Origin of the sequence: Streptomyces triculaminicus (assembly GCF_017349075.1) — a bacterium.
GTDB lineage: Bacteria > Actinomycetota > Actinomycetes > Streptomycetales > Streptomycetaceae > Streptomyces > Streptomyces triculaminicus.
Genome location: NZ_JAFMOF010000006.1, coordinates 114,966 through 127,312 on the forward strand (window position 1 = coordinate 114,966; position 12,347 = coordinate 127,312).

13 protein-coding genes and 1 pseudogene are annotated in these 12,347 nt (G+C 68.1%); 7 read left to right on the top strand and 7 right to left on the bottom strand.

Annotated elements, in window-relative coordinates:
• Nucleotides 1–59 precede the first annotated feature (59 nt).
• The 4 genes from J1792_RS31865 to J1792_RS31880 form a co-directional block, all read right to left on the bottom strand.
• Entirely contained in the window at nucleotides 60–212 is a 153-nt protein-coding gene (locus J1792_RS31865) for a ubiquitin family protein (RefSeq protein WP_086574027.1), read from the bottom strand.
• A gap of 477 nt (nucleotides 213–689) precedes the next feature.
• The gene (locus J1792_RS31870) at nucleotides 690–2,084 is read right to left on the bottom strand and encodes an MFS transporter (RefSeq protein WP_242705201.1); all 1,395 of its coding nucleotides are present in this window, start codon (nucleotides 2,082–2,084) and stop codon (nucleotides 690–692) included.
• Nucleotides 2,085–3,012: 928 nt separating this feature from the next.
• Nucleotides 3,013–3,372 (bottom strand): nuclear transport factor 2 family protein, encoded by a 360-nt coding sequence (locus J1792_RS31875; protein ID WP_055634672.1) that lies wholly within the window; start codon nucleotides 3,370–3,372, stop codon nucleotides 3,013–3,015.
• Nucleotides 3,373–3,397: 25 nt separating this feature from the next.
• Nucleotides 3,398–4,183, bottom strand: a complete 786-nt coding sequence (locus J1792_RS31880; RefSeq protein WP_086566138.1) for an SDR family oxidoreductase — start codon at nucleotides 4,181–4,183, stop codon at nucleotides 3,398–3,400.
• A 99-nt stretch (nucleotides 4,184–4,282) separates the two neighbouring features.
• On the opposite strand from J1792_RS31880, the gene J1792_RS31885 reads away from it, so the two are divergent.
• Nucleotides 4,283–4,801, top strand: a complete 519-nt coding sequence (locus J1792_RS31885; protein ID WP_179198720.1) for a winged helix-turn-helix transcriptional regulator — start codon at nucleotides 4,283–4,285, stop codon at nucleotides 4,799–4,801.
• Nucleotides 4,802–5,064: 263 nt separating this feature from the next.
• Here J1792_RS31885 and J1792_RS34810 read toward each other — a convergent pair whose 3' ends face one another.
• Both J1792_RS34810 and J1792_RS34815 read right to left on the bottom strand, forming a co-directional pair.
• On the bottom strand, nucleotides 5,065–5,655 hold the full coding sequence (locus J1792_RS34810) for a site-specific integrase (protein ID WP_242646970.1): 591 nt from the start codon (nucleotides 5,653–5,655) through the stop codon (nucleotides 5,065–5,067).
• Nucleotides 5,656–5,886: 231 nt separating this feature from the next.
• Nucleotides 5,887–6,579 carry a hypothetical protein gene (locus J1792_RS34815; RefSeq protein ID WP_242646971.1) on the bottom strand — a complete coding sequence of 231 codons (693 nt, stop codon included), beginning with the start codon at nucleotides 6,577–6,579 and terminating at the stop codon, nucleotides 5,887–5,889.
• Nucleotides 6,580–7,028: 449 nt separating this feature from the next.
• On the opposite strand from J1792_RS34815, the gene J1792_RS31895 reads away from it, so the two are divergent.
• The 5 genes and pseudogenes from J1792_RS31895 (at nucleotide 7,029) to J1792_RS31915 (ending at nucleotide 11,345) form a co-directional block, all read left to right on the top strand.
• Nucleotides 7,029–7,610 (top strand): DUF4760 domain-containing protein, encoded by a 582-nt coding sequence (locus J1792_RS31895; RefSeq protein WP_143587538.1) that lies wholly within the window; start codon nucleotides 7,029–7,031, stop codon nucleotides 7,608–7,610.
• A 355-nt stretch (nucleotides 7,611–7,965) separates the two neighbouring features.
• A pseudogene (locus tag J1792_RS31900) lies at nucleotides 7,966–8,369 on the top strand (nuclear transport factor 2 family protein).
• Complete coding sequence (locus tag J1792_RS31905) at nucleotides 8,366–8,617, top strand: hypothetical protein (protein WP_143587539.1); 252 nt, start codon at nucleotides 8,366–8,368, stop codon at nucleotides 8,615–8,617. Before J1792_RS31900 ends, J1792_RS31905 begins: the two are co-directional and overlap by 4 nt.
• Nucleotides 8,618–8,722: 105 nt before the next feature.
• Entirely contained in the window at nucleotides 8,723–9,748 is a 1,026-nt protein-coding gene (locus tag J1792_RS31910; RefSeq protein WP_086566140.1) for a DUF4232 domain-containing protein, read from the top strand.
• Between the two features lie 355 nt (nucleotides 9,749–10,103).
• Nucleotides 10,104–11,345: a PP2C family protein-serine/threonine phosphatase gene (locus J1792_RS31915; RefSeq protein WP_207248756.1), complete on the top strand. Its 1,242-nt coding sequence runs from the start codon at nucleotides 10,104–10,106 to the stop codon at nucleotides 11,343–11,345.
• Between the two features lie 239 nt (nucleotides 11,346–11,584).
• Here J1792_RS31915 and J1792_RS31920 read toward each other — a convergent pair whose 3' ends face one another.
• Nucleotides 11,585–11,821 (bottom strand): DUF5994 family protein, encoded by a 237-nt coding sequence (locus tag J1792_RS31920; RefSeq protein WP_307843143.1) that lies wholly within the window; start codon nucleotides 11,819–11,821, stop codon nucleotides 11,585–11,587.
• 79 nt (nucleotides 11,822–11,900) lie between these two features.
• On the opposite strand from J1792_RS31920, the gene J1792_RS31925 reads away from it, so the two are divergent.
• The gene (locus J1792_RS31925; protein WP_207248757.1) at nucleotides 11,901–12,308 is read left to right on the top strand and encodes a hypothetical protein; all 408 of its coding nucleotides are present in this window, start codon (nucleotides 11,901–11,903) and stop codon (nucleotides 12,306–12,308) included.
• Nucleotides 12,309–12,347: the final 39 nt, after the last annotated feature.

Genomic DNA, 12,347 nt, shown 5'->3' on the forward strand with positions numbered 1-12,347 from the left:
GGTTGGCAAGGTGCTCAGGCCTAGCCCTCTGTGGGATTCAGCCAAGGTGAGCGAGATGATCAGCCGCCAACCTCGCTTTCCATGACATCGATGCTGCCGTTGTCTTCAAGCTCCAGGGATGCCGATGTGTCCGTTGAGTTGATGCGGCCACCGTCGACGAGGAAGCGGACGCTGCCCGGGCTCTCGCCGGTCTTGCTGCAGTACGCCTCCATCAACTTCCGGAGGGCGTGTCCATCTTGATCTGGAAAGAGATCTCCCCGTCGCCGCTCATGACCTTCAGGTTGATGACGGTGTAGTCGCTCATGTACGCGCCTCTCTGCGGGTGTGGTCCGAAGAGCAGCCGTTCCAGCGCGTTGCGCAGGGTCGCGGGTCAGCTGCCGCACGTCCAGATGATCCGGCCGACGCACGCGTCGGACCAGTCGCCAGCGGTGCAGTCACGCCAACCCTGATGCGGCAGCGCCACGCCCGGACACTCTAGGCCCTGGGTGCAGGACATCGAGCCGTCCCGGTGGTCCAGCTGGAAGCCACCAGACCAGTCGGCCGTGCCAGTGAGCGTGGCCGACCGCCTGTCGGTGCAAACGACCGTTTGACGACAGGCGTGGTGAGGGTGGGGCGACCTCGATCCAGGCCAAATGCCGCACTCCGCCGCGATTTTCAACGGATCCCGACGCCTCGCAGCCGCACCCTTCCTACTCGCCGTCCGGATCGGCTGCGGGCGATTGCGTCGTGCTGTCCGCGACGCGACGGGCACGGACGATGCCCCATCCCACCAGTGCCGCGGCCAAGACCGTGAGCACGATCCCAGCCAAGGTGACCGCCTCGCGGAACTCCGTGGTCTGGTCAGTGCTCCAGCTCGATGTGGCGATGTCGCCAGTGAAGAGCGCTGCGAGGATGGTCCCGCTGACAGCGACGCCGATTCCCGTGGCGACTTCGCTGGCGGTATCCACCAGCGCTGCTCCAATGGTGGTGCGGTTGGTCGGGAGGCCACGCATCACGTTGGTCCCGGCGACGACACCTACGACGCGCATCCCGGCGGCGACGAGCACGAGCGCGAAGGCGACCCACACATACCCGAAGCGGCCCAGCAGCCCGTAGACGGCGAGCCCGCACACGACGGCTCCGGCGCTGAGCCAGGCGGCTTTGTCGAGACCGACGCGCGTGACCAGCGGACCGATGAGAGCACCGCCGGCGATGAGTACGACGACCTGCGGCAGCATTCCAAGGGCCGCTTGAGCGGGCGTCCAGCCCCAGTCGAGCTGAAGCTGCAGGGTCACGAGGTAGCCGAGGCCGGCGACTGCGAGGCCCGACGCGCCCTTGAATGCCAGCCCGCTGGACACGAGTGGGCGAGCGACGAGTTCGAGGTCGAGCAGCGGATAGCGGGCGGAGCGCCCGCGGACGACGAACATCGCGGCCATCACGATGGCCGCTGCCGTGGTCAGCCACGGGAGAGGCGACGCGGCGCCCGCGTCGACGAACAGCGTCGGTGCGACCAGCGCGAGAACGATCGCGGCCGTGCCGAACAGGGCGCCCGCGCCGTCGATCGGGTCGCGGTGCAGCTCGTCCTCCCTGTCGGCGGGGATGCCGCGTCGAATGCCGATGAACGCGAGTGCGGCGGTCGGCACGTTCACCAGCACCAGCACTTGCCACGGAGCGAACGCGAGCACGAAGCCGCCGACCGTGGGCCCGATCGCGAGTCCGACCAAGCCCACTGTCGAGATCAGCGTCGTCGCACGGACACGGAGCTCGTCTTCGTCGAACAGACGGAACGCCAAGGCGAGGGAGCCTGGCGTCGTCATCGCAGCCGCGACACCCATCGCCGCACGTACCGCGATGAGCTGCTCCGCCGTGGTGACGAACGCGGTTGCCAGACTTGCCGCACCCAGCAGCACCAGCCCGACCAGCATGATCTTGCGGCGACCGACCCGGTCGGCCAGCGCGCCGAGGGCCAGCATCAGTCCGCCGAACACGACGGCATACACGCCCGTGACCCACTGCAACACTGTTGTCGACGCCGAGAGCTGGCGGCCGATGGTCGGCAGTGCGACGTTGAGGATCGAGTTGTCGAGCATCTCGAACAGAAACACCGCTGACAACCCGGCGAGGGCTATCCCCGCTTCACGTAGGGAACGTGGCGAACGGGACGCTTCGGTGAGAGCGTCGGCCTTATCGACAGTTCCAGTACGACGGACATTCACTGCGCACTCCTTCGAGGGGAAGAAGTGGCGGTCCGTCCGGTACCGCGTACGCGCGCGTGGCCCTGCTTCATCGACAAGCGTCGATGCCCAGCAGTGAACACGCGTTTTTACTTCGAGTGCCCCCATACTACGACAGGCTCGGAGATCACGTCGCGGCGCTCCGCCGCTACAGGGCTTCACTCAACACTCGAACCCGACTTGGCCGAGACCACCACAGCACAGAACAGATCGACATAGCTGCGAGGGGTTGGCCGGCGCGCTCACCCCTCGCCCTCGTCGTCCTCGTCCAGCTCGGGGCGGGTCGGCTCCTCGGCGAACTTCCCGTACGCCTCCGCCTGCTCATCAGTCAGAACTCCACCGGCACGAGGAGACCGTAGCCAGCCCCGGCACCCGTCCGGCGATCTTTCCGCGAACCCCAGCGGAGCCCCCAGCCGGTGTGCCAGCCGACCATGATCGTTCTCAGCGCCAACCGCTGTACCGATGTTCCCCGCGGCCGCTGACCCCCGCGGGTTCGTGGAAACTGAAGGTTCTTCAGCTCGAACCCGAGGGTGCGGTGCCCTGATTCTCGGGGATGGCCCCGTGGGTTCGGGGTCAACTCGCGAGGTAATGGGGATCTTTGAATCTCCTCACCCTGTGCTGACGATGGCCCCGGAGTTGCTCGCCTTGATTCCTCAGGCGTGCAAGTGCTGATCTGCGGGTGGATGCCGAACTTGAGGGCTGGCTCTTGGTCGGGTGGCTGGGTGGGCACGAGGGCTGGGACGGGGCGGTCTGGGGTGGGTGGGTCTCTCTCGTGGGCGGAACAGGTGTGGGAGCGAGCTCAGGGTTCGATGGCGAGGTGTTCGATGAGGTCGTCGCGCAGCGTGAACCGATAGCGGAGATCGATGGTGCCGCCGGGGAAGTTGCCTTCGAGGTGGTGTGTGGCGATGTAGTGGGCCGTGTCAGTCTCCTGAGCGTTCGTGAGGTGGATGGTGTAGGTGAATTCGGTGGCGGATCGGTCCAGCCACCGCTCAATCGCGGCGCTGCCCTGGTAGGTGTTGCCGTCGTCGATCACTGTGGCGTCGTCGGTGAACGTCGTGACCGCGGTGGCGGTGTCGTGGGCGCGGTGCGCTGTGAGGTAGCGGGTGATCACCTCGGGCAGGTCGTCCGGGGTGATGGTCCGGGGCTGGTTGTCGTGCATGACGCTCCTGATGGTGGTGGCGGGTTCAGACGGTGGGGGTGGTGCCGCCGTCGATGACGTGTTCGGCGCCGACGATGGCCGAGGCGCGGTCGGAAACGAGGAAGGCGACGAGCTCGGCAACTTCCTCGGGCTGGTTGGGACGGCCGAGCGGGATGCCTCCCAGGGAGTCCATGAGCCGGCCCAGCGCCGCTTCCTGGGTGATACCGGCGTCGTGGGCGATCCGGGCGACGAGGTTGTCGGCGGCCGAGGTCTGGACGAAGCCAGGTGAGACGGTGTTGACGCGGATGCCGTGGGGGGCCACCTCGTTGGCCAGTCCTTTGCTGTAGGTCGTCAGGGCGGCTTTGGCGGCGGCGTAGGCCAGGGTGCCGTTCCACAGCGGCATGCGGCGCTGGATCGAGGTGACGTGCACGATCGCGCCCCTGCCTTTGGCGAGCATGTGCGGTAGGAGTGCGCGGTCCAGGCGGACGGCGGCCAGCAGGTTCGTGTTCAGCTCCTTTGCCCAGTCGTCCTCGCCGAGCGCGGCGAATCCTCCTGCCGGTGCCTCGGAGCCGCCGAGGGTGTTGACCAGGATGTCGACGCCTCCCACGCGGGCGTCCACCTCGGAGGCGACGTGGGCGGCGCCTTGGGCGGTGGACAGGTCGGCGGCGATGAAGGCCTTCTCCTCGACGTCGTCGGGGCGGCTGCGGGCGGTGACCAGCACGGTCGCGCCGGCCTGGGCCAGGCGTCGGGCGATGGCGGCTCCGGTGCCCTTGGTGCCGCCGGTGACCAGAGCGCGTCGGCCTTCGAGGGATTCGCTGATGGATGTGGTCACGGTGTGCTCCGTTCCCGGGCGCGGGTATACGAGGCGCCGCTCCCGCCTCGACTGCTAAAATAGAAGCCACTAACTTCGATTTTAGCAGTAACCGAGGGGATGGTCGCCGTGGCAAGCCGGATCAGGCTGGAGGACCGGGAGTGCCCGCTGTCCACGACGGTGGAACACGTCGGCGAGTGGTGGACACTGCTGATCCTCCACGACGCCTTCGACGGGTACACCCGCTTCGACCAGTTCCAGGAGAGCCTGGGCATCTCCTCCAGCATGCTCACCACCCGGCTGAAGACCCTGCTCGCGGACGGTCTGCTGGAGCGTCGGCCCTACCAGACCAGCCCTGTCCGGCACGAGTACGTCCTGACCGAACTCGGGCGCTCCCTGCGCCCGGTGATCGTCGCCCTGGCCGCGTGGGGGAACTCCCGCCTCACGCCGACGGAGCGCAGCATGATCCTCGTCGACGCGCACAGCGGCGAGGAAGTCGAGCCGGTCGTCGTCGACGCCAAAACCGGCCGCCGACTCGACGACAGCGCCGCCTACGTCTTCACCGCGGGCCCCGCAGCCAGCGACGCGATGCGCAGCCGCTACGCGGCATGGCCGGCCATTCCCGCGGAAGAGGCGTAAGCAGGGCCCGGAAGATTCTCGTACAGCGTTGAGCAGGGCCGCGAGCACGGGCTGCACCTGACCAGCCTCGCGGCACCGGCTTGTCGCCGGCGTGATACCTGCCAATCGTCCCCAGTCGTTGAGAACTGGATCAAGTGAGGCGAGAAGCAACACCAGTCGTTTCCAAGAATCCCCATCAGGGGTCGGTCTCGGCAGCCTGCTCCAGCAGAGCTCGTGCGGACTCCGCGTAGCGCATGGCCGTCTTCTCGTGAAGCCCGAACACCTCAGCAAGGTGGAGGGGGGGCAGGGCCCTGGGCCATGGCCTCTTCGAGTTGTCGATCGACGTGGAGCCGTTCCAAAGTCGCCTCCTGGCCACGCAGGGGCCCACGGATCCAGCGGTTACTGGCGCGACCGGTGCCCGTAGCGGTCTGGTTGTTGATCAGCAGGTGGAGGTTGGCCGTGTTTGGCCAGCGCTCGCGCCGGTATTCCAGCCAGTCCAGCAGTAGTTTCAGGCTGAGACCGTCGACGGGCCGGACACGGCCGGCGATGGTCAGGCGGCGGTTCCCGATGTCAACATCGTCGAGCATGAGGGTGGCGATCTGGGCGACCCGGGCCACGTCCACCGCCGCGAGAGCGAGGACAAGCCGGGCGGCAGGGGTGGTGGCCGCAGCGACGGAGCGGTCGATCTTGCCGGGTGCGAGCGGTTGGAGCACGCTGTACTCGATCTGGCCGACGTTGATACGGCTGGCCGGGTTGCGAAGGATCAGGCCGGACCGCTTGGCCCAGGCGAACAGTGAGCGCAGGGCGACCAGCTCGTCCATGCGGTGGCGGCCGTGCAGTGTCTTGGCACGGGCCAGCACGTCTTCGCGGGTCACCTCCCGCAGGTGGTCGTAGCGGTTCGACCACGCCAACAGCGCTGGGCGGGCCCGGTTGAGGTAGAGCCGGACCGTGGCTTGCTGCCGGGGCAGGCTGCGGGGCCGCCGTCGCGCAGAACTCGGGTGCAGCGTTCGGCTTCCGCAGCGATGCCGGGGGCAATGCCTTCCAGACGCTCAGCGAGCCATCGCTCGAAGAAGGGTTCCTCGTCATCCAGGAAGATTCCCATCTCCTCAAGGACCGTGATGACGTGGCCAACCCGCAGGTCGAGGGCACGGAGCGGGCTGGATATCTCGCTGTGTCTCGCTGTGGCGGATGACGTCGCCCTCGGTGTATCCGGTGAGCATGATGGCCAGGCCGCGGTTGACAGCGAAGCGGATGCCGCGTCCCCAGCCCCGGGCTTCGGCGAGTTGGTGGGCGAGGTGCTTCGCCCAGGCCAGCCAGGGGCTGGCCAGGTCGGCGGCGGCCGGGTCGAGCCGACCGCAGTCACGCGGAACCCGCTCGAACAGTGGCAGTTGCCTCCAACCGGCTCTCGGCCGTGGGCGCGACACGGGCGGCGGCCCGCGGGATGCTTCTCGCGCCTTGACGTGGTGCAGGGCGGTGAGAGCCGATCCTCTGCGGTAATGCAGTCCCACGAAGAAGAGCTGGTGATGGCGGACGGCCTGGAGCCACGGGGTCATCACCTCGCCGCTGACGGTCGGCATGCCGGTGGCGGTCCTGGCGTTGAGCCGGGCCTGGCACCAGCACAGACGGCAGTACTCCCACTTCAGCGGCTGGACTCGCCGGCAGCCGATGCAGACGGCCGTTTCGTGGCTGCGACCGAACATGTAGCAGGTGTGACAGAGCCGACCGCGGAAGCCGCCCCAGGCCAGGCGACCTGGGCAGGAGCTGGTGGGCTTGACGTAGCCCTTCGGGAAGCGTGCCACCAGGCACTCTCAGCGGCGCCAGGGAGCCACGGACGAACACGGAACTCGGGGACTATTGCTCAGCCTGGAAGCCGGACTCCGCCAGGTCGAGGTCGGCGAAGCTGTCCTTGACGGAAGCATCGGGCACGGCGGTGTCGTTCCGGGCCACCAGCACGGCCGGGCAAGACAATCGTCTTTCCCTGTCCACCCGACGGACGCCTCGCCCGAGGACGGAGCGGCACCACACATGTTGCACACGATGCTGCTGATCACACCAGTTCGCACCAGCGCTGAGCTGCAGAGAGTGGTCTCCACTCACGTCGCGCCACACGGTTGCCGCCGGACACCGCGCAGCAGTCCTGGAGCGGCCGACCGAACAGCATCCTTCTCCCCCGCCGGACCGCAGAGGGCGGGAGAATGCGGGGAGGGGTGCCGCCCGGCCGGGCGGAGGAGGGGAAGGCGCGGCAGTGGTGCTCAATTTCGTGGCCACCGGGTTGTCCGTGGTGGCGCTGTTCGTCGCGGTGTATACGGCGATCTCGCAGGCTGTTCTCCTGCGACGGGGCAACCAGTTACCGGCGTACGTGGATCTGCTCGCGGACTTCCGGTCCATGGAGTTCCATGACCGGTACCGGTTCGTGACGCAGCGGCTGTCCGTCGAGTACGACCCGGTACTGGGACTGTCCGGGCTGCCGGACGAGGCACGCCGGCAGGTGTACGACATCGTGTACTACTACCAGAACATCGCGGTGCTGCGGCTGGCCGGCATCGTGGACGACGAGATGGTGGCGTTGCTGCGGGGGCGGGTGATCAGGGTCTGGGAGCACGTCGCGCCGTTCGTCGAGCGGGAGCGCGAGCTCATGGGAGCGAACGGGCCGTACATGCTCCGGAATCTGGAGGACTTCGCCCGCGACGCCCAGCACATGCCGCACGACGTCATCGATCACCTACTGCACCTCAACCGGGTGCAGCGCAGTGGGTGGCGGCGTGGAGTCGTGCTGGGGCGGCTGACCGCCGTACGGGTTCCGCGCCGGAGCGACCCCGGAACCCGTTGACCACGTGGGACAGGCGTGGCGCGTAAGGCGGCAGCCGAACGCGATGCCGTCACGGCGGAGGAACTCACCGGCGATCGGTGATGACGGCAACGCGGCAACGGCCTTCACCACACGGTCCAGGCCGTCGCCCGCATGCACGACCTCGCCTTCGCCGCATGATCAGAAGCACCGAGAACTCGGCTCCGTCCTGCCCACTCACCGCCCTCCGCGACGCACTTCAGGTCTGTTGCGAAGGGTTCTGGTCGCGGGGACACAGTGCGAAGTCCGATTTCCGCCAGCGTGCCCCGATGGGGTCACCCATGCTGGTGACGTGACTGATTCGTTTACGGCAGACCCGGTGGCCATCCTCACCGGCATGTACAAGGCCGAGGAGGAGTACCTGGCGGCTGGAGGTCCGGGGAAGCCTCGTTCGATCTACTCGCCCCGTTCTTCGCGCCTGATGTCGTTCTGCATCAGGCCGACGCTCTGCCCTATGGCGGAGTCTGGCGTGGCCATGTCGGCATCGAGCAGTTCTTCCTCGCGATGAGCCGGACGTGGGAATCGTTCGACATGGTGGAGCAGGAGTTCCTCGCCACTGGCGAGACTGCGGTGGTACTCACCCAGGTCCGTGCTCGCGCACGCTCCAGCGGCCGGGAACTCACCTTCCCTATCCTGCAGACGATCACCTTCAAAGGCCGGCGAATCGCCGAAGTCCGCCCTTTCTACTGGGACACCGCCGCAATCGCCGATGCCTGTGCAGTACCGGCGGAGCCTGTTTGAGGCCAGCGCGGCCCAGCGCCAACCTCCTCGCCGGACTGGCTGCTGCCCACCACGCGCCGGGCGACGCGCGCCTCTCCCTCGCAGGCCCTGGAGCGACGCCGGTGACCGGCAACCTCTACCGCGCCCTCCCCCGCGGGCACCACCTGACCGGCACCTGCCGCGTGCTGCGTTCCCTCGGGTTCACGTCACTCCGGTCCGGCGAACAGCACCCCGCCGGGGATGGCAGGGTGCTGACGGACGAGCAGTGAGCCGTCCCGTTCGTCCACGGGCACGCTTCCCTGTGACACGACTGTGACCGGAGGCGTGGCTTCCGCCATAGCCTGCCGAGGTCCCGTTCTGATCGACTCGGTGAAATGCGCAAAGCCCTCGTCACTCGACCCGCTCTTCTTGCCGGACTCCTGCTGCTCACAGCGTGCGGGCCACAGAAGACCGAGGGACAGGGCGGCGGTCCGACGCAGTCCCAGGCGCCCGGCTCCCAGGGCCTTCCCCATGACTCCTCCTGCGGGGCCCAGCCCTCCGCGACGGTCACCACGCCCGGTGCGTCGGCCCTGCCCGGAGGCTCTTCCGATGGGGAGAAGGACGGAGTCGCGATCACCAGCCTGAGCCGAGGCACACCGCCCTGCGCCGAGTTCGAGGTCACCAACCGCAAGACCAAGCCCTTCAGTTACACGATCACCTTCACCTTCCTCTCGGGCTCCGGCGAGGCGCTGGAGAGCCGGAAGAAGACCGTGCCGTCCGTCAAGCCCGGCCGGACCGCGAAGGGCGCCGTCACTGCGAGCGGGCGTGCCTCCGGCGCGCCGAGCACAGTGCGCGTGCGAATCGCCGAGGTGAGGAGGGTCCCCGCCGACGAAGCGCCCTCCGAAGGAGGCTCCTGCCCGCCCTCGGGCATTCGCGTGTACGCCGATGACGGCGATGCCGCCATGGGACTCCGCGTCGTAAGTCTTCACCTGGAGAACTGCGGCACTCAGCCGTACCGGCTCAACGGCCATCCACGGCTCCAGCCCCTCGACAAGGAACACAAACCCATCGACAGCGTGACCCTCCAGGGCGGCAGCTCGATCGCCACCGGCACAGGAGCCGACGGCGTGCCTCAGCCGCTGGACCTGAAGCCCGGCGAGCGCGCCTACGCCACTTTGGTGTGGCGCAACACCGTCGAGGGCGGAGCCGGCGATCCCGTGAACGCTCCCTACGCGAGGGTGTGGGCGAAGCCCGGCGCCGCCCCGGTGATGGTGATCCCAGAGCTCGACCTGGGCACCACGGGAAAGCTCGGCGTCGGCCCCTGGAAGAAGGACGAGAAGACCACGCCGGGCACCGGAGGCGCATCCGGCGCCCGGCCGTCCGAACCGCCGGCCGCGTCCCCGGTACCCGCACAGCCGTAACGGCACGGAGCCGGTCCGGGCCCCGCGAGCGGGGATGCATCCGGCGCCCGCGGCTACGACACTCCCCCGCACCGCTCCGAGGCCATGGCCCGCCTCGGGGTGATCGGCTTCATGAGCCTGTTTTCGACAGGGTGTTTCGGAGCCACTCGGGCAGCGAGACCAGGAACCACGGTTTGGACACCGGGATGGAGAGCCACGTCTCCTGACCGGGTGTGACATGCCGCCGTTGGCGTAATCGGCTCGTTGGGCCGGTTGGCCGCGTCAGGCTGTGCGGAATGACGGTCCTATCAGGAGCCCGTGTGTACCGATCACATGAGTGGGTCTTCGAACGGATCCTCCGAGGGCGGGTGCGGCTGTGACGGCAGGAGAGCCGCGGTCCGACAAGGGCGCGGTGGACCGGTCGGAAGGATTCGGTGAGCGGCTGCTGGGGGTGCTGCTGGACCGGGCCCACGAGATGCCACCGCATCTGATCGCCCCGCTGGTCGTGGAAGTGGTGGGCCGGGTCGGGGGCCGTGACGTCTCGGTCCTCCTGCAGGACTACGAACAGCTGATGCTGGTGCCGCTGCCGGGCAGGCTGCTGACCGTCGGCGAGCCCGCGCCGATCGATGGCTCCCCCGCCGGCACGGCCTTCCGGAGCGGGACTCCCGTCGAGGTGCCGCAGGCGGACGGCGTGCGGATGTACCTGCCGTTGCTGGGCGGCAGCGACCAGGTGGGGGTGCTGGCGCTCACCCTGGACACCGTCGTCGACGACGACCGGCGGCTGCTGCACCGGCTGGCCGGCCTGGTCGCCCACATGCTGGTCATCAAGAACGGCTACACCGACCAGTTCTTCCGGACCCGACGGCGCGAGCCTATGAGCGTGGCCGCGGAGATCCAGTGGTCCCTGCTGCCCCCGCTGTCGATGTCCACCCCTCAGGTCGCGGTGGCCGGCATCCTCGAACCCGCCTACGAGGTCGCCGGTGACAGCTTCGACTACGCCCTCAACGGCGACATCCTGCACGTCGTCACGGTCGACGCGATGGGCCACGGCCTGGACGCCGCCACCATGGCGACCGTCGCCATCGGCGCCTACCGGCACGCCCGACGCACCGACGTCGGACTGTCCGGGATCTACGCGTTCATGGACCGGGCCATCGCCCAGCAGTTCGGGCCCGAGCACTTCGTCACCGCACAGATGATGCGCCTGAACGTTGCAACAGGCCACCTGCAATGGGTCAACGCCGGCCACCCCGCGCCGCTGCTGATCCGCGACCGCCAGGTCGTCCGGCAACTGCACAGCCCCACCACCTTGCCGGTCGGCTTCGGCGGCGACGAGCCCCAGCTCAGCGAGCAGACGCTCCAGGTCGGCGACCGGGTGCTGTGCTTCACCGACGGCCTGATCGAGGAGCACGATGCCGGCGGGGAGCAGTTCGGCGAGGAGCAACTCATCGCCTGGGTCGATCGCATCGAGCACGCCGAGGAAGGGGCGCAGGCAGTGGTGCGCGCCCTCTCCCGCACCCTGATCCGGGAGCGGGGTGGGATCACCAGCGACGACGCGACCCTCTTCCTGATCGAGTGGCGCGGGGGCGCCGCCGACCACCTTGCCACCCTGGAGTGAGCCGGAACCGCCCGACTGGTGGTGCGGCCGTTTGCCGTGACTCTTCCTCAGGGTGACCACAGGCGAAGCAGCTGTCGTCGAATCGACCTACGCTCCCGGACTCTGGTTCCGTATCCAGGGGCCGTGGCACGGTTATGTGGAATAGCAAGCACTCTGCCGGCGGCCGGGCGCTGCCGGCTACTGGGCCCGGTGATCGGTGCTTGAGGTCCGAGCAGAATGAGCTCGTGCTTCGCGTCAGCCTACGGAATGCCGGATCCGTCTGCGGCGGAATCACCAGCAGGTCCCAGCTGCCGACGCCCAAAGGGATCCAGCACCGCTGTCAACGCAGGAAGTTCCGCCGCCAGGTCGCGGGAGCGGGGCCACCAGGCACCTTCCAGGAGAGCACCAAGGGTGTCCGACGAGGCGAGCGCGAGACGCAGCGGCAGCGAAAAGGCCCGCTCCTCGACCGCCGACGCATACAGAATGGTCGCGGTCATGACGCGGACCTGTCCCCGGGCCGGTGTACACCGGCCCGGTGTTGTGAATCGCCGAGAACGACAGGAGCTTTGAACTCTTATGCGAAATGTCCTCGGTAATTTCAGGATACTCCCGGATACACCCCGCCGGGCGGTTTCGGGGTTACAGATTCAGGGCGTTTTGACGGATCTTCGAATTCCGGTTCCCGCCTGGGCGCAGGAGGCCGCCATCGTCGTAACCACCGCGGGCCTGCGCTTTGAAGGCAGCGACGGGTTCGGCGCCATGCAGATCTGTCTTGGCACCCGCGAAGCCGAGGACGCGATCCTCGACGATGACCAGGCACCGGATGTGCGCCGGACCACGGCGGTGAGCGCGGACAGCATGTGGATGCCACCCGAGTTCCATGGCACGACGCAGCCGCTTCACGGGAACCGGATGTGCTCGGTCCTGACTCAGGGGGGCGGAGGCGGAGTGGGGCAGGGCGGGTGCGGGGCGAACAACCGATGACGGGACGGCCATGTCCATGCCATACACTCCGAATCGTCC

Bases quoted from the DNA above. Each gene is read 5' to 3' on its own strand.
- J1792_RS31910 (WP_086566140.1), top strand. From the start codon at position 8,723: ATGCGCAAAGCCCTCGTCACTCGACCCGCTCTTCTTGCCGGACTCCTG.
- J1792_RS31925 (WP_207248757.1), top strand. From the start codon at position 11,901: ATGCGAAATGTCCTCGGTAATTTCAGGATACTCCCGGATACACCCCGC.
- J1792_RS31875 (WP_055634672.1), bottom strand. From the start codon at position 3,372: ATGCACGACAACCAGCCCCGGACCATCACCCCGGACGACCTGCCCGAG.
- J1792_RS31865 (WP_086574027.1), bottom strand. From the start codon at position 212: ATGGAGGCGTACTGCAGCAAGACCGGCGAGAGCCCGGGCAGCGTCCGC.
- J1792_RS31885 (WP_179198720.1), top strand. From the start codon at position 4,283: ATGGTCGCCGTGGCAAGCCGGATCAGGCTGGAGGACCGGGAGTGCCCG.
- J1792_RS31920 (WP_307843143.1), bottom strand. From the start codon at position 11,821: ATGACCGCGACCATTCTGTATGCGTCGGCGGTCGAGGAGCGGGCCTTT.